General features: G+C 39.5%; 17 protein-coding genes. 13 read left to right on the top strand and 4 right to left on the bottom strand.

The window, feature by feature from the left end; genetic code table 11:
- Positions 1-40 precede the first annotated feature (40 nt).
- The 5 genes from HCK02_RS00745 (at position 41) to HCK02_RS00725 (ending at position 4,538) form a co-directional block, all read left to right on the top strand.
- Positions 41-1,663: a dihydrolipoyllysine-residue acetyltransferase gene (locus tag HCK02_RS00745; RefSeq protein ID WP_167628158.1), complete on the top strand. Its 1,623-nt coding sequence runs from the start codon at positions 41-43 to the stop codon at positions 1,661-1,663.
- A 4-nt stretch (positions 1,664-1,667) separates the two neighbouring features.
- Positions 1,668-3,071, top strand: coding sequence for a dihydrolipoyl dehydrogenase (lpdA, locus tag HCK02_RS00740; RefSeq protein ID WP_167628156.1), 1,404 nt, complete (start codon positions 1,668-1,670; stop codon positions 3,069-3,071).
- A gap of 115 nt (positions 3,072-3,186) precedes the next feature.
- Positions 3,187-3,507, top strand: coding sequence for a hypothetical protein (locus HCK02_RS00735; protein ID WP_167628154.1), 321 nt, complete (start codon positions 3,187-3,189; stop codon positions 3,505-3,507).
- A gap of 203 nt (positions 3,508-3,710) precedes the next feature.
- Positions 3,711-3,983 carry a UPF0223 family protein gene (locus HCK02_RS00730; protein ID WP_167628152.1) on the top strand — a complete coding sequence of 91 codons (273 nt, stop codon included), beginning with the start codon at positions 3,711-3,713 and terminating at the stop codon, positions 3,981-3,983.
- Positions 3,984-4,004: 21 nt separating this feature from the next.
- A complete protein-coding gene (locus HCK02_RS00725) occupies positions 4,005-4,538 on the top strand; it encodes a DsbA family protein (RefSeq protein WP_167628150.1) in 534 nt (177 codons plus the stop codon).
- 52 nt (positions 4,539-4,590) lie between these two features.
- Here the strand turns inward: HCK02_RS00725 and HCK02_RS00720 are convergent, their stop codons facing one another.
- Together HCK02_RS00720 and HCK02_RS00715 are read right to left on the bottom strand one after the other, a co-directional pair.
- Complete coding sequence (locus HCK02_RS00720; RefSeq protein WP_167628148.1) at positions 4,591-5,535, bottom strand: magnesium transporter CorA family protein; 945 nt, start codon at positions 5,533-5,535, stop codon at positions 4,591-4,593.
- A 200-nt stretch (positions 5,536-5,735) separates the two neighbouring features.
- Positions 5,736-6,350: a YktB family protein gene (locus tag HCK02_RS00715; protein ID WP_167628145.1), complete on the bottom strand. Its 615-nt coding sequence runs from the start codon at positions 6,348-6,350 to the stop codon at positions 5,736-5,738.
- Positions 6,351-6,506: 156 nt separating this feature from the next.
- Here HCK02_RS00715 and HCK02_RS00710 point away from each other — a divergent pair, with 156 nt between their 5' ends.
- From HCK02_RS00710 to HCK02_RS00700, 3 genes are all read left to right on the top strand, one after another.
- Complete coding sequence (locus tag HCK02_RS00710) at positions 6,507-7,280, top strand: inositol monophosphatase family protein (RefSeq protein ID WP_167628304.1); 774 nt, start codon at positions 6,507-6,509, stop codon at positions 7,278-7,280.
- A gap of 224 nt (positions 7,281-7,504) precedes the next feature.
- Positions 7,505-9,343: a translational GTPase TypA gene (typA, locus tag HCK02_RS00705; RefSeq protein WP_167628143.1), complete on the top strand. Its 1,839-nt coding sequence runs from the start codon at positions 7,505-7,507 to the stop codon at positions 9,341-9,343.
- 216 nt (positions 9,344-9,559) lie between these two features.
- The gene (locus tag HCK02_RS00700; protein ID WP_167628141.1) at positions 9,560-10,429 is read left to right on the top strand and encodes a DUF5068 domain-containing protein; all 870 of its coding nucleotides are present in this window, start codon (positions 9,560-9,562) and stop codon (positions 10,427-10,429) included.
- Positions 10,430-10,505: 76 nt separating this feature from the next.
- On the opposite strand, the gene HCK02_RS00695 is transcribed toward HCK02_RS00700, so the two are convergent.
- The gene (locus HCK02_RS00695) at positions 10,506-10,748 is read right to left on the bottom strand and encodes a YlaI family protein (protein WP_167628139.1); all 243 of its coding nucleotides are present in this window, start codon (positions 10,746-10,748) and stop codon (positions 10,506-10,508) included.
- A 162-nt stretch (positions 10,749-10,910) separates the two neighbouring features.
- Between HCK02_RS00695 and HCK02_RS00690 the strand changes: the two genes are divergently transcribed.
- The 5 genes from HCK02_RS00690 to HCK02_RS00670 all read left to right on the top strand — a co-directional run bounded on the left by HCK02_RS00690 (position 10,911) and on the right by HCK02_RS00670 (position 18,289).
- Positions 10,911-11,186 carry an Fpa/YlaN family protein gene (locus HCK02_RS00690; protein WP_167628137.1) on the top strand — a complete coding sequence of 92 codons (276 nt, stop codon included), beginning with the start codon at positions 10,911-10,913 and terminating at the stop codon, positions 11,184-11,186.
- 143 nt (positions 11,187-11,329) lie between these two features.
- Positions 11,330-12,496, top strand: coding sequence for an FtsW/RodA/SpoVE family cell cycle protein (locus HCK02_RS00685; RefSeq protein ID WP_167628135.1), 1,167 nt, complete (start codon positions 11,330-11,332; stop codon positions 12,494-12,496).
- A gap of 303 nt (positions 12,497-12,799) precedes the next feature.
- A complete protein-coding gene (gene pyc / locus HCK02_RS00680; RefSeq protein ID WP_167628133.1) occupies positions 12,800-16,240 on the top strand; it encodes a pyruvate carboxylase in 3,441 nt (1,146 codons plus the stop codon).
- A 285-nt stretch (positions 16,241-16,525) separates the two neighbouring features.
- Complete coding sequence (locus tag HCK02_RS00675; protein ID WP_115752204.1) at positions 16,526-17,335, top strand: ABC transporter permease; 810 nt, start codon at positions 16,526-16,528, stop codon at positions 17,333-17,335.
- A gap of 15 nt (positions 17,336-17,350) precedes the next feature.
- Complete coding sequence (locus tag HCK02_RS00670; protein WP_167628131.1) at positions 17,351-18,289, top strand: ABC transporter ATP-binding protein; 939 nt, start codon at positions 17,351-17,353, stop codon at positions 18,287-18,289.
- A gap of 40 nt (positions 18,290-18,329) precedes the next feature.
- On the opposite strand, the gene HCK02_RS00665 is transcribed toward HCK02_RS00670, so the two are convergent.
- Positions 18,330-20,363: a DUF6270 domain-containing protein gene (locus HCK02_RS00665; RefSeq protein ID WP_167628129.1), complete on the bottom strand. Its 2,034-nt coding sequence runs from the start codon at positions 20,361-20,363 to the stop codon at positions 18,330-18,332.
- Between the last annotated feature and the right edge of the window lie 168 nt (positions 20,364-20,531).

The following is a 20,531-nucleotide window of genomic DNA, read 5'->3' as shown; positions in this document are numbered from 1 at the left end:
GACTTTTGGATAAACGACTAAAACAGGAGGCTTAATTAGAATGGCATATTCATTTAAATTACCGGATATTGGTGAAGGTATCCACGAAGGCGAAATCGTCAAATGGTTCGTAAAACCGGGCGATAAAATCGAAGAAGATGAGTCTTTATTCGAAGTTCAAAATGATAAATCGGTTGAAGAAATTACTTCACCCGTTTCAGGTACAATTAAAGAAATCAAAGTAGCTGAAGGAGAAGTAGCAACTGTTGGACAAGTCCTCGTCACTTTTGACGGAGTAGAAGGTCATGAGAATGATGCTGAAGAACCAGCAGCACCTGCCGAAGCGGCGCCAGAAGCAAAAGTAGCTAGTGGTGGCAAAGGAATCTTTGAATTTAAACTTCCAGATATCGGTGAAGGTATTCATGAAGGCGAAATCGTCAAATGGTTTATCAAACCAGGCGATCAAGTAGAAGAAGATCAAGCTATTTTTGAAGTTCAAAACGATAAATCAGTTGAAGAAATTACATCTCCAGTTGATGGAACAGTTAAAGATATTTTAGTTGGCGAAGAAACAGTTGCAACTGTTGGACAAGTTCTTGTCACTTTTGAAGGAGATTTTGAAGGCGCTGAAAGCAGTAGTGCTGCGGCTCCTGCAGCTACAGAAGCAAAAGAAGCGGCACCAGAAGCAGCAAGTGCTACAACTACTCCAGCTGGTGGAAACGGTGTTCCATCCGCTCAAAAAGATCCAAATGGACTTGTGATTGCAATGCCATCTGTTCGTAAATATGCACGTGAAAAAGGCGTAAACATTCGCGAAGTTGCGGGTTCTGGTAAAAACAACCGCATCTTAAAAGCAGATGTTGATGCTTATCTAAACGGAGAACAACCAGCGCAAGCAGCGGCTCCTGCAGGTGAACAAACAAAAGCCGCAGAAGCAGCACCGCAAGCAGCGAAAAAACCAGTTCCAGCTGCAGGTGATGAGTTCCCAGAAACACGCGAAAAACTTACACCAACTCGTCGTGCGATTGCAAAAGCAATGACGAATTCGAAACACACAGCGCCACACGTTACGCTAATGGACGAAATCGAAGTTTCAGCTCTAATGGCACACAGAAAACGTTTCAAAGAAGTTGCGCTTGAAAAAGGAATTAAACTTACTTTCTTGCCATACATTGTAAAAGCGCTCGTAGCTACTTTGAAAGAGTTCCCTGTGCTCAATACAACGATGGACGATGCGACAGAAGAATTGATTTATAAACATTACTACAACATCGGAATTGCAGCTGACACAGATCACGGTTTATATGTCCCTGTTGTGAAACACGCAGATATGAAGTCAGTTTTCGCTATCTCTGATGAAATCAACGAATTAGCTGGAAAAGCACGCGATGGGAAACTAACTGCTGATGAAATGAAACATGGCTCAGCAACAATTTCCAACATTGGTTCTGCTGGTGGACAATGGTTCACACCAGTTATCAACTATCCGGAAGTAGCTATCTTAGGAGTAGGTCGTATTGCTGAAAAAGCGATTGTTCAAGATGGCGAAATTGTTGCAGCACCAGTCTTAGCGCTTTCTCTAAGCTTTGACCACCGTGTTGTTGACGGGGCAACAGCTCAAAAAGCAATGAACAATATCAAACGTTTACTGAACGACCCAGAATTATTACTAATGGAGGCGTAAAATAATGGTTGTAGGAGATTTTCCAGAAGAAAGAGATACAATAGTTATCGGTGCTGGCCCTGGTGGTTATGTAGCTGCAATTCGCGCTGCACAACTTGGACAAAAAGTCACGATTATTGAAAAAGAATATTACGGCGGCGTTTGTCTAAACGTTGGCTGTATTCCTTCAAAAGCACTAATCACCATTGGTCACCGCTTTGAAGAAGCTCGCGGTTCTGAGCATATGGGTGTGAAAGCGAAAGAAGTAGATCTTGATTTCACAAAAGCTCAAGAATGGAAAGGCGGCGTTGTTAACAAATTAACAACCGGCGTTAAAGGTCTTCTTAAAAAGAATAAAGTGGAAATGGTGAGCGGAGAAGCATTCTTTGTGGATGAGCATTCACTTCGCGTTATTCACGAAGATTCTGCGCAAACTTATACATTTAATAATGTCATTATTGCAACAGGATCTCGTCCGATTGAAATTCCAGGCTTTAAATATGGCAAACGTGTCTTGAATTCAACAGGTGCATTAGCGCTTCAAGAAGTTCCTAAAAAATTAGTCGTAATTGGCGGCGGATATATTGGAACAGAACTAGGTGGAGCTTTTGCCAACCTCGGTACAGAATTGACAATTTTGGAAGGCGGTCCAGAAATTTTGCCGACTTACGAAAAAGATATGGTTTCGCTTGTTAAACGTAGCTTGAAGAAGAAAAACGTTGAAATAGTTACAAAAGCGCTTGCTAAATCGGCTGAAGAAACAGAAGATGGTGTGAAAGTAACTTATGAAGCAAACGGTGAAACGCATACAATTGATGCGGATTATGTGCTTGTAACAGTAGGTCGACGTCCGAATACAGATGAAATTGGACTTGAACAACTAGGTGTGAAAGTTTCAGAACGTGGCTTAATTGAAGTGGACAAACAAGGCCGTACAAACATTCCAAATGTGTTTGCAATCGGTGATATTGTACCAGGCGTTCCGCTTGCGCACAAAGCAAGTTATGAAGCAAAAGTAGCTGCAGAAGCAATCGCTGGTGAAAAAGCTGAAAACGATTATACAGTACTTCCTGCTGTCGTATTTAGTGATCCAGAACTTGCATCTGTAGGTATGACAGAAAAAGAAGCAAAAGAAAAAGGCATTGATGTCAAAGCATCGAAATTCCCACTTGGCGGAAATGGACGTGCCTTGTCACTTGATGCACCAGAAGGATTCGTTCGTCTTGTTACACGTAAAGAAGATGGGCTAGTACTTGGTGCTCAAGTTGCTGGAATCAACGCATCTGATATTATTTCTGAAATTGGACTTGCCATTGAAACAGGCGTTACAGCAGAAGATATTGCGCTTACGATCCATGCGCACCCTTCTCTTGGCGAACTAACAATGGAAGCAGCTGAGCTAGCGCTTGGCCGCCCAATCCACATTTAAAGTCAAATACGCTGTTTACATGTTTGTAAACAGCGTATTTTTTTGCTAGAATGAAAGTGCAGATAAGGAGAAGCACTTATTTCATAAAATCTAATAAGAATCCAGGTGTTAAAAAATGGAGAGACAAATTCATATGCCGCGTTTTTTGTTTATCATCTTGATGATCTTAGCAGGCGGTTTATTCGTGCTCACACTGATCAATTTTGGCGTCGGTTTTATTCATGAAATGCATTCAACGGATGGTTGGCGTGCTGTCGTCCGGATCGTCATCACACCGTTTACAAATCCAGTCATCGCACTACCGATTGCAAGTGTTTTCTTACGTTACAGCATCGTCTTTATTTTGCAATATCTCATGCCCGTTTTGTTTTTCATCGGTCTCCATTTTGCGAGAATGGATTACATGGAACGACATGCAGAAGCGCATAGCTATTAATAACAAGGGGGACTTCAGTTAAAGAAAGCTGAAGTTTTTTTGTGCCGTGAAGCGCATTTTTTGTAAACAAAATCCGGAACATGCTATTATAGAAATAAGGAATGGGGGGCTAGAAACAGCAAGTTTTCCTTAGAAAAATGTGGAAGGCTACTCGTTTTTTTAAGCTCTACCGATTTAGAAGTTTTCCGAGAGGAATGAAAAAAATGAATTATAGCTATCCGTTAAATATGGACTGGACAAAAGAAGAAATGGTCACCGTCGTTCGCTATTTCGAGTCCATTGAAAAAGCATATGAGTCGGGGATTGACGTACAGGAGTTAAAAAAGCGCTATCGTGATTACAAACAAGTTGTTCCTTCTATAGGAGAAGAAAAACAACTCGGGAAGGAATTCGAAGCCGTAAGTGGTTATTCGCCCTATCAAGTTATGAAACTCGTGAAAAACACAACAACAAGTACAATCAAGATGCGACCATAAGAAAAAGAGGAGGAATTTAAAATGGATATCAGTCAAATCAAAGCTTCGGAAGTCAAACCAGAAGTAGGAATTCACCTCACAAGAAGTGAAAATGCAAAAGTGAAGGTGATGTCATTTGTCAATTTACGTTGCCCTTACTGTAAAAAATGGCATGAAGAATCGCGTGACGTGCTATCACGGTTTATTGAAGATGGTAAAATCGAGCTAATCATTAAACCTTTTGATAAAGAAAAAGAATCCTTGCAACGTGGCAATGTGACACATCGCTATTTAAACTATGAGGCACCTTTTGAAGCGTGGCTTGCTATGGATAAAATTTTTGAAACACAAGATGAATGGGGAAATCTGCCGCTTGAAGAAGTAGCTCAATATATGGAGACAAAACTAGGCTTAAAAGAACAAAATAACGAAGAAGCAACAAAAGCGATTATTGAAGAAGCCGGTCGAGCAAATGTAACGCTTGTACCAACTGTTATTGTGGGCGAGCATATCTTCGATGAACATATCACGCCAAGTGAACTAACGGCACTTCTAAATGAAGAATTTGGTAAATAAAAAAAGCTGTGTGCGCGTAAAAATCGTGCATACAGCTTTTTTTATTTGGCTCTTAAAAGAATTTACGGCGCCAAAAAACAAAAGCGAGGGTGCCAGCAATCCCAAAAGAAATTCCAAGTGTTAATACCCAAGCGAGTGGCAAGTGCATAAACGGTAAATCAACATTCATCCCGTAAAAGCTAAATACCATCGTTGGAATCGTTAAAATAATGGTGAAAGAAGTTAAAAACTTCATGACAATATTCATGTTGTTAGAAATAATCGACGCATAGGCATCCATCATCCCGCTTAAGATGTTGGAGTGAACTTCCGCCATTTCAATCCCTTGGCGATTTTCAATAATCACATCTTCCAGTAAATCTTGATCTTCCTCGTACATTTTGACAATGTTTTGACGCATCATTTTATCTAGCACAACCTTGTTTGACTTTAAGGCAGTGACGAAATAAACCAAACTTTTTTCAATTCCCATGAGATCATAAAGTTGTTTATTTTTCATGGATTCATGCAGTTCTTTTTCAATGTCATCTGTTTGACGATTCAAGCGTTTCAAGTGACGCAAGAATTGAGTGGAAATCAAATAAAGAATCTGCAATGCAAAACGTGTCTTCATATGCGTATAAAATCCTTTGATTCGGCGTTTAACAAAAGATTGAATGATAGAACTATCAATTGTACAAATTGTAATAAAATAATCTTTCGTCAAAATAATTCCTAGCGGAACCGTTTCAAAAGAAGCATAATGAATGTCATCTTCATCTATAACTGGAAAGTCACAAATGATCAAAACAGAATCAGTGTCATCATCACGTTCAATCCGGGCACTCTCATCTTTATCGAGTGAGTCTTCCAAGAATTCAAGTGGAATTTGATATTCTTCTGCAATTTGATTAATTTCTTCTGATGTTGGGGCAACAATATTCACCCAAGCATTGCGTTCAGGCATTTCTAGTTCTTCTAGTTTCCCATCCGCATTTGATTTAAAAATTTGGTGCATCGCTAAAACCTCCTCAATCTTTTCATTTAAGCAGGCACATTGCACCTCGGGAGTCACCTAAGGTAAAATGAACCGGCTTCTTTAAACTTCGATGCGGATCAGGTTCACTGGATTTTTGGTTCATTTTCTTCATTAGATTATTCACTCCCTTTCACATTCAACTCTACCATTATAACGGCTTTAGGACTATTTGTACATGGTTATTTTAAGGCAAGTCTGTAGAGTGGAATGAGTTGATCAAAAACCGTTTCTACTTCGAGTAAAAAACTGTCGAGTGATTGCAAAATAGGATCGTTTTCCTGATAAACTTTACCGACAAGAAATTCCCCTTTTTTGACATCCCGAAATCGGACAAGCGTTTCTTCGAGTGGCTTTTGTTGAAGTGGGAAATAATCTGGAACGGTGTGATCTTTTGAAAGGCTGAAATTGTTTGTGGATAACTCTTTAAACAATTTTTCTTGCTTTAAAAATCGTTCGGCAATTTTTTGACGTTCTTTATTTTCATAAATAAAAGCGAGCCAGACGAAAACATGATCGTCGAATAATCCCACTTGGAAATGCGGGTGTTTTTTGTAGCCGCGCTTATCATTTGCGATAGCTAGCCACGTGCTTTCCGGCGGATTTACGGAACGACGGGCGTGCTTTGCGATATGTAGAAACATCTCGTTTCCGAGTTCTAAACTTAGAAACGAAGTTAACGTTTCCCCTAGTTGTTGGAACTTGGGTTGAATTTCTGTTTGAATGGCTTCCATTCGTGCGTCAAGGCCAGGTTGCTTCATTGCTTTAAAATCTTTTTTTGAAAAAGCTTCAGTCATTTTTGATTCCTCCCAGTTTGAAGTCAGGCTCACTTTTCATTATATAAAAGATCAACTAGCTTAGCAAAACAACTGGCTTTCTTCACAAGCAGAGACGTACTGTGCTAAAATAAGAATACTAAATGGAGGGAGCTGAATCATGTGGATAAGCAAGAAATGGTCGAGCAAGCGAAGCAAATGATGGGACTTTTTCTTACAGAAGCGAAGCAATATATTGAAGCTTCTTTTGAAAAAAAGTTGCAGATTGAAACAAAATCCAACCGAAATGATTTGGTGACCGAGGTGGATCAATATATCGAAAGTCTTTTTACTCGTTATGTAAAACAGTATTTTCCAACACACCGGATCTTTGGGGAAGAAAAAGCTGAACATCAAGTAGAGTCACTTGATGGAGCCATTTGGATTATCGACCCGATTGATGGCACGCTTAATTTTGTCGAACAAAAACGCGATTTTGCGATTTCTGTTGCGCTATATCTGGATGGCGTCGGCGAATATGGGATCGTTTACGATGTTGCAAAAGACGATTTATATATAGGAGAAAAAGGAAGGGGAGCGACACTAAATGGACAACCAATCCAAAAGGTGAGCCAAGAGCGCGGAGTGGCAAATAGCCTTCTCATTGCAAACTTAAGCGCGGTGAAGCTCTATCCAAAATTAGAAGAGGCCATCCGAGTTTCTCGCGGCTTGCGCCTTTACGGGGCTGCGTCACTTGAATTTATGGCGGTTGCAACTGGTCGTGTCGGGGCATATCTTGCAGCGAATCTTGCGCCATGGGACGTAGCAGCTTCCAAAATTATTGCTGAGGAACTTGGTTGCGTTGTTTCAAGACTTTCAGGTGAAGAAATTGATATGCTTCATAAGGGAACGTCAATCGTTGCGCTACCTAAAGTTTACTTGGAGCTTCGAAATTCTTATTTGCAGAAATGAACAAAATTGCTTTTCTGAAAACAAATGTGTGTTTTCTTTCATAAACTTGTGTTATAATAGGTGAGTTGAATTTAACGGATCGATCGGCTGCAAGAGGAAAATAATCATTATTTTCCTCTTTATTTAGGCTAGAATGCAGTTTTGGTCTTGACATAATAGAAGTTTTAGGATCAGCTTTTCGTTTGAAAACGACTGAAAGCCTATTTTTAGGAGGAAATTAGAAAGTGAAATTAAGAGAAGATATTCGTAATATTGCAATCATCGCGCACGTTGACCATGGTAAAACAACGCTTGTGGATGAATTACTAAAACAATCCGGAACATTCCGCTCGAATGAGCATGTGGATGAGCGTGCGATGGATAGTAATGATATTGAAAGAGAACGTGGCATCACTATTTTGGCAAAAAATACAGCGATTGATTATGAAGGCATTCGCGTCAACATCATGGATACACCTGGGCACGCCGACTTTGGTGGGGAAGTAGAACGAATCATGAAAATGGTTGATGGGGTTCTACTTGTTGTGGATGCTTATGAAGGAACAATGCCACAAACGCGTTTTGTATTAAAAAAAGCGCTTGAACAAAATTTAACACCAATTGTAGTCGTGAATAAAATTGACCGTGACTTTGCTCGCCCAGAAGAAGTAGTAGATGAAGTCTTGGAACTTTTCATCGAGCTTGGAGCAAATGATGATCAGCTTGAATTCCCAGTTATTTATGCTTCTGCGATTAATGGAACGTCAAGCATGGATTCTGATCCGGCAAGTCAAGAAGCTACAATGAAACCTTTACTAGATACGATCATTGATCATATCCCAGCACCTGTTGATAACAGTGATGAGCCACTACAATTCCAAGTATCTCTTCTTGATTACAATGATTATGTGGGTCGTATTGGGATTGGACGTATTTTCCGTGGAACGATGCACGTGGGTCAAACGGTTGCACTCATGAAACTGGATGGGTCAGTGAAACAATTCCGGGTAACGAAGATGTTTGGTTTCTTCGGCTTAAAACGAGTTGAAATTGAAGAAGCTAAAGCAGGGGATTTAGTTGCTCTTTCTGGAATGGAAGATATCTTTGTTGGGGAAACAGTAACGCCATTCGATCATCAAGATAAACTTCCTGTCCTTCGGATCGATGAGCCAACGCTTCAAATGACATTTGTAACGAATAACAGTCCTTTTGCAGGTCGCGAAGGAAAGCATGTCACAAGCCGTAAAATTGAAGAACGCTTGATGGCTGAACTTCAAACGGACGTGTCACTACGTGTTGAACCAACGAGTTCACCAGATGCTTGGACGGTTTCTGGACGCGGGGAACTTCACTTGTCCATCTTGATTGAAACGATGCGTCGTGAAGGTTATGAACTACAAGTTTCAAAACCGGAAGTTATTATTCGTGAAGTTGACGGGGTGAAATCAGAACCTGTCGAAGATGTACAAATTGATACGCCTGAAGAATTTATGGGGGCTGTTATTGAATCGATCAGTCAACGTAAAGGTGAAATGCAAAATATGATTAATGATGGGAACGGCCAAGTTCGTCTCCAATTTAAAGTTCCTGCTCGTGGCTTGATTGGTTATACAACGGACTTTCTATCCATGACACGTGGATACGGAATTATTAACCATACTTTCCTTGATTATGAACCAATGCAAACAGGTCGTGTTGGTGGGCGTCGTAACGGGGCGCTTGTTTCGATGGAAACAGGGAAGACAACCACTTATGGAATTATGCAAGTTGAAGATCGTGGAACGATTTTCGTAGAACCGGGAACGGAAATCTATGAAGGTATGATCGTTGGGGAAAACAGCCGTGAAAATGATATTGCAGTGAATATCACAAAAGCAAAACAAATGACCAATGTTCGTTCGGCAACGAAAGACCAAACGAATGTGATCAAGCGTCCACGTCACTTATCCCTTGAAGAATCGCTTGAATTCTTGAATGACGATGAGTACTGTGAAATAACACCGGAAAACGTTCGTTTACGTAAAAAGATTTTGAATAAAAATGAACGTGAAAAAGCAGCTAAACGTAAAAAAAGCGCAGAATAATGATAAATAAAGGCGATACAGCTCGAAAGCCGTGTCGTCTTTATTTGTAACAAATTCTAGTTTTTGATATATTAATGTATAACAAAACAAGCTGACTGGGGAGAATTAAGAGAGGTAAATTTTCTCTGGCTTGTTTTTCAAAAGAAATGTTTGTAACATAATTGTAATGTTGGGGGATTTCTGTTATAGTGAAAGTATCAGGAAGGAGTGTGTGCGATGAAAAAGTGGTTAAGTGCCATTATGATTTTGATGGTTGCCCTTTTTGTTGTAGCTTGTGGTTCCGATAAATCTGCTGACAAAGAGAAAAACGATGAGAAGAAACAGGAACAAAAAGCTGAGAAAAAGGATAAGAAGACAAAAGAAAAAGGTGATGAAGAACAATCGAATACGGCTAAATCTAATGAGGAAAAGGCCGATGATTCTTCGTCTGAAAATAATGATACAAAAGTGACAAATGATGCGAATAAATCTAAAGAATCAACGAACACAAATGAATCTAAGAGCGAAAACAAAACTACCGCAAAACCAACGATTGCTGCTCCTCAGATTTCAAAAAGTGCTTTTAGTGTTTCGAATGTAGAACCTATCACAGGAGGCAAGGTAACAACAGTTTACGGTAGTTACGCGCCAACATTCATTAAAGACTTTGGTTCGCTTACGATTCGTGTCAATCAATATAAGGTAGAGAAAGTAGAAAATCCAACAAAAGAAATCAACCAGTATTCACCTGAAAGTTCTATTCAAAAAGGTGGCTATGTTGTAACGATTGATTTCTCGATTTTCAATCAAACCAATCAGAATTTAACTTATAAGCCTGAACAAATTAGTTTAGCTGGAAATACTTCGGTTACTGGAGGAAGTTTAGACAATTTTGTCCCTGCAAAATACAAGATTAAAGGAAGCACAAGTGATCCTTATGTCTTTTCACCAGGAAAAACAGCGGAAGGTTTCGTCACTTATATTTTAGATGAAGCTAAATTTGAAGACTTGAAATCAAATCCTCGTCTAGCAGTTCCAAATCCAAGTAAAATGGATAATAAAGCTGTAAAAGGCGACGATGAAATCGCAGTATTTAAAGTTCAATAATAAAAAGCTTGGAACGAAAAAAGCGACAAGGAAATTCATTTCCTATCATCCGCTTCTTCGTTTCAAGCTTCTTTTTTTATTCCGCATTTTCTTTTTCTTTAGCCTCAACTTCGCGTTTTAGTTGGCTAAAAGGTTTTGTAAATGATTTATTGAATCGGAATTTTCCAGAATTGATACGTTCCATGGTTTTTATGGCGATGCGATGATCACACTCTGGGCATAAATATAACCGAATAGGTTTATTTCTTAATCGCTTTGTTTTGAAATCGCGATCATCTAGTTCATTAACAGTTCCACATAAAATACAAGTTGCTTTCATTCTTATCACCTCGATAACTTTATTATAACATGTTTTGAAAAAGGGGGAAAAGGAAGAATTTATGAATGGAAAGCATTTGCAGACTGTTTTTTTTATGCTATACTTTTAGATAGAGAAAAAGTAGATTAAGCGTTTATCGCGTACGACAGGGGGTTATCTGTGATGGATCAAACGAATCATCGAGATCAGGCGGTGGAGTTACTAAAAGAAGATGCCAAGCGGATATTACAGCTGATTAAAGTTCAGATGGATAATTTAACATTGCCGCAGTGCCCAGCGTATGAAGAAGTGTTAGATACGCAAATGTACGGTTTGTCACGGGAAATTAATTTTGCCATTCGTTTAGGATTGCTCGAAGCAGAAGAAGGCAAGAAACTTTTAGCAACGCTTGAAAAAGAGTTATCAACTTTACATGAACTCTCGATGAATAAACATTAACCAAAAAAGGGTCTGCGTTTTTTGCGGACGCTTTTTTATTATCAAAATACTTTATTTAGAGGAGATTGCTTTTCATGAGACGTTTTTTTCATTATAATGAAAAAAATAGGCTTTGCAGGAACAGCTAGGATTGGAAGAGGGATATGTTAAAAAGAATCTTAAAGTCATATGACTATTCACTAATTGTTGTTTATATTTTACTTTGTTTGTTCGGTCTTGTCATGGTGTATAGTGCAAGTTGGTCACTTGCTTATCGTCATGAATTGCCGGCTGATTTTTATTATGTGCGTCAAGTGAAAAATTTGATTATCAGTCTGATTTTCTTTATTGGATTTGCTCTTTTTCCGTATCATGTTTTTCAAAAAAATAAGTTTTTGATTCCTATGATGTTTGGATCGGTCTTTCTTTTACTGATGATCTTTTTTGTAGGACATGCCGCGAACAACGCTCAAAGTTGGTTTCGCTTAGGAGCAGCTTCTCTTCAACCAGGTGAATTTGTGAAAATCTCGGTAATTATTTATTTGGCCGCAATCTATGCTAAAAAACAAAGTTACATAGATGATTTTAACAAAGGGGTATTACCACCTGTCTTTTTCCTAGCGTTTGTTTGCTTTTTAATTGCGATACAGCCCGATCTTGGCACGGCAATGATCATTTTCCTTACAGGTTGTTGTATAATTTTGTGTTCGGGAATGCGGCTTAAAAGCATGCTGAAATTAATTGGACTGGGTGTTGGTATTTTAGTCGTATTAACGATCATCGTCTTACTTTTACCAGATCACATCCAGTCACAAATTATTTCCCCGACACGGCTTGGTCGTTTTACTGGTTTTATGAATCCGTTTCGCGACCAGGGGACAACTGGGCATCAACTTGTAAACTCTTACTACGCGATCGGTTCTGGTGGCTTCTTTGGCCAAGGGCTCGGACAAAGTGTTCAAAAGCTTGGTTATCTACCAGAAGCCCATACCGATTTTATCATTGCGGTGATCGCTGAAGAATTAGGCGTTTTTGGCGTATTGTTTGTGCTTCTCGGTTTGTTTTTCATTATCTTTAAAACCATTGTCACTGGACTTCGCACAGACAACCCATTTGGCGCGTTAATTTGCTACGGGACAGCTGGATTGATCGGAATCCAAGCTTTTATCAATTTAGGTGGAGCTTCTGGGACGATTCCGATTACGGGGGTTACCCTTCCATTTATCAGTTACGGAGGTTCATCTCTCATGGTGCTTTCGATTTTGATGGGAATTGTACTTAACGTGGGGATGCTTTCTAACTATAAGCGGAAATATGGCAAGCAGAAATAGCCAAAGAAAACACTTTTTTTAGTGAAAAAGTGTTTTCTTTTTTTCCGAATGTTTAACAAGTGTATAGGTTAGAATGTATGTGTTTTTTGAAGGGATTTTCTAATGTCAGAAGAAAACAATTTACTTTTAGTACCTTTTAATACTATAATTAGGAGTATATCTTACATCCTATTGCTGGCGTTTTTCGAGAGAACGAAATAAGCAGAAGATACGCAAATTTAAAAAAGCAAAGCCACTGAAAACTCTTTCGGGTGTTTTGGCTTATACGCTTAAAAAGGCGGAGTGTTGGTTAGGAGGAAAAGTATGAATCAAATTAAAAAAGTGCTTGTTGCAAACCGTGGTGAGATTGCCATTCGGGTTTTGCGTGCTTGCACTGAACTCAAAATCAAGACAGTAGCAATTTACTCACAAGAAGATACTGCAGCTTTCCACAGATATAAAGCGGATGAAGCTTATTTAGTCGGGGAAGGAAAAAAACCGATTGATGCTTATTTGGATATTGAAAACATTATAGAGATTGCCAAAGAAGCTTCTGTTGATGCGATTCATCCTGGATATGGTTTTCTTTCGGAGAATATTGAATTTGCAAAACGATGCGAAGAAGAAGGCATCATTTTTGTTGGACCAAAATCGAAACACTTAGATATGTTTGGCGATAAGATTAAAGCCAAAGAACAAGCACTTTTAGCAGATATTCCAGTTATTCCAGGGAGCGACGGCCCTGTTTCTGGTATTGAAGAAGTCATTCAATTTGGGAAACAAAATGGGTACCCACTAATGATTAAAGCTTCCCTTGGTGGTGGCGGACGTGGCATGCGCGTTGTCGAAGCAGAAGAAAATGTAGAAGAAGCCTTTAATCGGGCGTCTTCTGAAGCAAAAGCTGCTTTTGGAAATGATGAAGTGTATGTGGAAAAATGCGTGATGAATCCAAAGCATATTGAAGTGCAAATTTTAGGGGATTCACATGGGAACATTGTTCACTTGTTTGAACGGGATTGCTCAGTTCAACGTCGTCATCAAAAAGTAGTGGAAGTTGCACCATGTAACGCTATTACATCTGAACTTCGCGGCAGAATTTGTGATGCAGCCGTTAAATTGATGAAAAATGTTTCTTACTTGAATGCCGGGACAGTCGAATTCCTAGTTGAAGGAGAAGATTTCTATTTCATCGAAGTAAACCCACGAGTTCAAGTGGAACATACAATTACAGAAATGATCACAGGAATTGATATTGTGCAAAGTCAGCTTTATATTGCGGATGGCTATTCCATGCACGATCAACTTGTTGCAATTCCTAAACAAGAAGAAATTAGGATTAATGGTTCTGCGATTCAGTGCCGGATTACAACTGAAGATCCGCTTAACAATTTCATGCCGGATACAGGGCGAATTAATACTTATCGTTCAACAGGTGGATTTGGCGTGCGTCTTGACGCTGGGAATGGCTTCCAAGGAACAGTTGTAACGCCATTTTATGATTCGCTACTTGTAAAACTTTCCACATGGGGAATGACTTTTGAACAATCCGTTCGTAAAATGGTTCGGAACTTGATTGAATTCCGGATTCGTGGTGTGAAAACAAACGTACCATTCTTATTAAATGTAGTACGTCATCCGGATTTTATTAGCGGAAATTATAATACGTCCTTTATTGATTCAACACCGGAACTTTTCAAATTCCCACATGTACGTGACCGTGGAACGAAAACGTTGCGTTATATCAGTAATGTGACTGTAAATGGCTTCCCGGGCATTAAGCAAGAAGAAAAACCTGTTTCTGGTGAACCACGTGTGCCAAAAATTCCTTATAACGAGCCAATTCCAGATGGAACGAAACAAATTTTGGATGCAAAAGGACCAGCTGGTGTGGTCGATTGGGTCAAACAGCAAAATGAAGTGCTACTGACAGATACGACACTTCGGGATGCGCATCAGTCCTTGCTTGCAACGCGCGTTCGTTCCAAAGATATCTTCCGAATTGCCGATGCGATGGCGCATTTGCTACCTAACATGTTTTCGTTTGAAATGTGGGGCGGGGCCACTTTTGATGTGGCTTATCGGTTCTTGAATGAAGATCCATGGGTTCGACTTGAAACGCTTCGGAAGCAAATTCCAAATGTGATGTTCCAGATGCTTCTTCGCGGGGCAAATGCGGTTGGCTATAAAAACTATCCGGATAATGTGATTCGCGAATTTGTGAAGCTTTCAGCGGATTCTGGGATTGATGTGTTCCGCGTGTTTGACAGCTTGAACTGGATTAAAGGCATGGAAGTTTCGATTGAAGCTGTTCGTGATTCTGGCAAGATGGTAGAAGCTGCAATTTGTTACACAGGGGATATTGACGATGAAACTCGGACAAAATATACAATTGATTACTATAAAGACATGGCGAAAGAGTTAGTGGCGCAAGGAACACATATTCTAGGCATTAAGGATATGGCAGGCTTACTGAAACCACAAGCAGCTTATCGTTTGATTAATGAACTGAAAGATACGGTAGATGTGCCCATCCATTTGCATACTCATGATACGAGCGGAAACGGCATTTATACGTATGCCGCTGCTGTTAGTGCGGGCGTAGATATTGTAGATGTGGCATCCAGTGCCATGAGTGGGGCAACGAGTCAGCCAAGTATGACAGGGCTTTACTATGGTCTTGAAAATGGGAAACGTCAAACGAATTTAGATGCGCATAACTCGCAGATCATCAACCACTACTGGGAAGATGTTCGGAAGTACTATAAAGACTTTGATAATGCGCTCAATTCGCCGCAAACAGAAGTTTATATTCATGAAATGCCGGGCGGACAGTATACGAACTTGCAGCAACAAGCCAAAGCAGTTGGTCTTGGTGACCGCTGGGATGAAGTCAAACAAATGTATACGACGGTTAACCGAATGTTTGGAGATATTGTCAAAGTAACACCTTCTTCAAAAGTAGTAGGTGACATGGCACTCTTCATGGTCCAAAATGATTTGACGGAAGACTTGATTTACGAAAAAGGCGAATCACTTGATTTCCCTGATTCTGTTATCGAATTCTTCAAAGGCGAAATCGGGCAGCCATATGGCGGATTCCCTGAGAAGCTGCAAAAAATTATTTTAAAAGGACAAAAACCGCTAAGCGATCGTCCAGGAGCAAATATGGATCCTGTTGATTTTGCGGCAGTGAAGGAAGAATTACAGGAGAAGATTGGCTATGAACCTTCTGAGAAAGACGTTCTTGCGTACATTCTTTATCCCAAAGTATTCCTTGACTATCAAGAAATGATTAATAAATATGGTGACGTGACTGTGCTTGATACGCCAACGTTCTATAAAGGAATGCGACTTGGGGAAACGATTCAAGTGGAGCTTGAGAAAGGAAAAATTTTACTGATCAAGCTGAATTCTATCGGGGAACCTATCGCAGACGGAACGCGTGTGATTTACTTTGAATTAAATGGACAGCCTCGTGAGATTAATATCCAAGACTTCAACGTTCAATCGACGGTGATCGCAAGACGTAAGATCGACTCGACGAACCCAGAACACGTGGGTGCGACACTTACTGGGTCTGTTATCCAAGTAGTGGCGAAAAAAGGCCAACGCGTGAAAAAAGGTGATTCCCTTCTGATTACAGAAGCAATGAAAATGGAAACAACGATTCAAGCACCATTTGATGGGGAAGTGAACACGATTTACGTTTCGGATGGAGATACGATTGAATCTGGCGATCTACTGATGGAAGTTAGCCGAATTTAAGCGAGTAACACAGGCAGGTGCGAGGGGTTCCTCGCGCCTGTTTTTTTGAATGAAAGTTTGGAATAACGCTTTACAAAATCATGTTTTTAGGGTAACTTTACATAGGGTAGTGTTTTCGTAAAAAGCACTACCCAAAATCTTGTAACTTGCACGCAGTGGAAGAATTGACATACGTGATTTAACAAACCAAAAGCATCGGAAACGGGTAAGTTCAGTTAAGGAGAGATGCTTATAGCAATGAATTAAAGATCTTTGTTTTGACTAATCTCAGAAAGAAGTGTTTTTGTGAAACAAGTGTTTGAAGTTTTAAAAGAACAAGTGAAACATACGCCTATGATGTTCCGGATTGCACGTTATGAAGACAGAGCAAGCTACCAGAGTCACTATCTCGGGATTTTGTGGGAAGTTTTAAATCCACTGATACAAGTTGCTATTTATTTTCTTGTGTTCGGCTACGGGTTCCGTGGTTCACAGATGATTGCCGGAAACGTTAGCTTCCTTGAATGGATGCTTGCGGGGATTGTACCATGGTTTTTTATCAATAGCGTCGTGCTTCAAGGAACAAATAGTATTTTTAATAAAATTAATATGGTTTCTAAAATGAATTTTCCGATGAGCATTTTGCCAAGCATTACGATTGTGTCCAACTTAATGAGTTTTGCAGTTATGCTTGTGATCATGCTAATCATTTTCTTGTTAAAAGGAACTCCAATTACGATTTATTGGTTCCAATTTATTTATTATTTTGTCGCGATGATTTTCTTTTTATTCGCATTTTCACTTTTCAATGCAACGGTTACGATTCTAATCCGTGACTACAATTTAGCTTTGCAAAGCGTTATGCGTGTACTCTTTTACTTAACGGGGATCGTTTGGAATATTCCATCGCTTCTTCCGGGCTGGGCAGCAAATCTCTTGCAGCTTAACCCATTCATGTATCTCGTAAATGGCTTTAGGGATTCGTTCCTTATGAACAAGTGGTTCTTTGAAATGCCATCTTATACGCTTTACTTCTGGTGTTTGACTGGCTTCTTCTTGGTTGTCGGTTCCACCTTATACATGAAATTCCGTGAAAGATTTGTAGACTTTATTTAAAAGGAGACGTATCGGATGAGTAAAAAAGTAAAAATCGCTTTCAATCATGTTTCCAAGCAATTTGATTTGTTTCAAAATAAATCGGATCATATCAAAGCGTTGTTTCAACCCAAAAAACAATTTGATTCGTTTTGGGCGCTAAAAGATGTGAACTTTAAAATTTATGAAGGAGAATCAGTTGGACTGATCGGAATCAATGGTTCAGGTAAATCCACCATTTCCAATTTGATTTCTGGTGTTATTCCGGCTACTGATGGTGAAGTAGAAGTAAACGGGGAAGCGTCGCTTATTGCCATTAATGTGGGTTTTAAGGCGCCGCTAACAGGAATTGAAAACATTCGGTTGAAATGCTTGATGCATGGACTAAAAAATAGTGAAATTGAACGACTAATTCCAGATATTATTGATTTTGCTGATATCGGTGATTTTATCAATCAACCCGTGAAAAATTATTCTAGCGGGATGCGTTCTCGTTTAGGTTTTGCCGTTTCGGCGCACATTGATCCAGATATTCTCGTCATTGATGAAGCGCTCTCGGTTGGGGACCAAACGTTTTACCAAAAGTGTGTCGATAAAATTGAAGAATTTAAAGCAAGAGGGAAGACGATCGTTTTCGTGAGTCACTCACTCGGGCAAGTGAAAAGTTTGTGTGATCGGATTATTTGGATGCACTACGGAGAAGTTCGTGAAGTAGGCCCGTCTGCTGAAGTGGCTGTTTTATACGACGAGTTTGTTAAGTGGTTCAATAATCAACCAAGACCTTTTAAAAAAGAATATCAACTAGAAAAAAAGGCGAAACAGAAGAATCCGCCAAAATCACGCTTCCCGAATCCAAATTTGGATAAGTACAAATTGAATGGGCTAGATAAAGTCATTTTAGCTGGACTGGTCGTTGGAACGGGACTATTTGGAACGCTTATTTCACTTGGAAAATCATTCCTTGGATTGTTTTAAGCGAAAAAAGAATGGCCGCAAATTTGCGGCCATTCTTTTTTTAATGTTTTGGTGTTTCAGATAGGTAAACCATTTCTTTGAGGAAGTCTTTATAGTAAGCTTCTTCAAAGGTAGCGTAAGAATGACCAAGTGGATTCTTACTGCTACCTGTATAGTTTTTAGCATCAAAATCAATCACACGTGCATTTGGAATCACTGAAAGAATAAAATTATTGAGGCGATCCCAGAAATATTGTTTCATTTCAATCCCCATTTTATTCTTATAGGGAACGACTTTTCCATTTGCATCGACATAATTCAGTGTGGTTCCACCTTTATTTAATATGATTCGCTCTTCTGGAACAAATTCTTTTAACTGTTCTAGAAATTCCTTGGCATATTTTCGCCATTCTTCGAAAAAGGCTTCGGCATTTTCGTGCGTGAGCAAACGCTCAAACATGATTCTATCGGCTAAGTGGCTTGCTTCGATTGTTTTCGAATACGTAAGTGCAGCATGCTGATTGAGCCAAAGAACAGGGCGAGTCACATCCGTGAAGGCATCTAGCAAAATGTAATCAGGCTCAGCTAAGCGAAGTTTTAAAAAGAAGTTCTTTTCTGCATCTCGTTCAGCATTCTCCCGATCAGTTGGATCAATCCCAGTAAAATCTGCGGAAGAAAACAGCGTGGTTCTTGCCGGATATTTTTCGGTCATAAGAGAGATGAACGAAGTATCTTTTTGGACGAAAGCCACTTCGAAAAAGGAATGCGCATCTGGGTTGAAATAAGGCTCTGTCCGGAAAGGAGCTTCACTTACGGAACCCAATATAACAAGTTTTTTCGCAGTTCCTAGTTTGCTTGGAGCTTTGCGGAACTGGAAGCTGAAGTTATTCAAAGCTGTTTTTTGCGGGAGCACCAAGTATTTTCCACCATCAATCGAATGATAATCGGATTTTAATGTGACTTGATTCGGAACGAATAATGGGAAATCAGGCATTCCTTCTGATCGAATAAAGGCATCCCAGTCTTCGTTTGGTTGATAAGTTTGAAGCGGATAAAGATGTTCTTTAGAAAGATCTAGGCTATAACTTTGAAATTTTTTCTTAATGGCAAACTCGGTTTTTAACGTATACTCGGAAGTGCGGAATTTCTTATTTCGCCGCTTGAAAACGAGCCGAGGAGCTTCCAAGTGATTCTTGAAAAAGAAGCGAAATTGAAAGCTTTCAGGCGTTTCTTGAAACTCGGCAAGCTGTGCTTCTTTTTGTAGTTCTTTTCGGAAATAAAAAGAAAGTCGATTAGAACCCGTTACATAAGCATCTAGCGAAGTAAATGGCTTTTCTTTTAAGAATATTTTCTTATCAATTTGCTTTTTCTGCGCTTGGCTAGCTTGGACAAATTCTCTTTTTGAAACATGCCAGTCGTTTTTAAAACAAAGCAGGGCGTCCATATTATTGGAATTGTCCACTAGAAAATCTGTATCTAAGTCAGCAAGGCGAAGCGAATATTCTATTTTCCCGTCTTTTGAAGAAACGGTCACCGGGAAGGCTTGCTCTTGTTCAAAATAAAGATAAAGATGCGGGTTAGCGCGACGAGCAAAAATGAGTTCTGCATCCAGTTCGCTCAGTTCAAAGTCAGACTCCACTTTTAATTTGAATTTCGCCATTTCTTCATCCATCACAAGGTCTGTTAGCGAAACACTAAATTTCTTGGGCTCAGCAACGAGTGTAAGAACGGCTTCTGGGAATTCAAAGCGGTAATTGTACAAGTCTTTGGGTAGTGGAAGGGTCTTAAATTGCAAAGGCCCGTCTGTATGGATAGAAACAAACTGTTCTTTTGCTTTTCCCCCAAAGTGCCAAGAAGTCGTAGCTCCACTGATCGAATTTTGTGCGATTAGCTCATGCGGAACGGTGATAAGATAGTGGTTTTCTTCTTCGCGAAATAAAAGTTTATAGTTCAGAGCTGGATAAGTGATTTCTTCGGTTTCATTTTCTTTCTTAAAGAAGGCGAAAAATTCATCTATTACGATTTCTTTAGGAACAGAAATCGTCCACTCTTGTTTAGCAGAATCGGTATAAATTTTGTTTGCTAAAATTTTCATAAAAATTCTCCTTGCTTTTAATGTTAGTCTATGTAATAAAACTCTGCCATTATTGTAGCATAAACCGTCTAATTGTGCAGTATATTCACAAGCATGATTAAAAATCACTAGCTCTTTTGGAGGGCGGTTTCTTTATTTATGTAGGTTATTTAGCATGGTTCTAATCTG

Origin of the sequence: Listeria valentina (assembly GCF_011800755.1) — a bacterium.
In the GTDB taxonomy this organism is placed as follows: Bacteria; Bacillota; Bacilli; order Lactobacillales; family Listeriaceae; genus Listeria; species Listeria valentina.
Note: the sequence above shows the minus strand (reverse complement) of the source record. Positions and strands in the feature narration are given on the sequence as shown.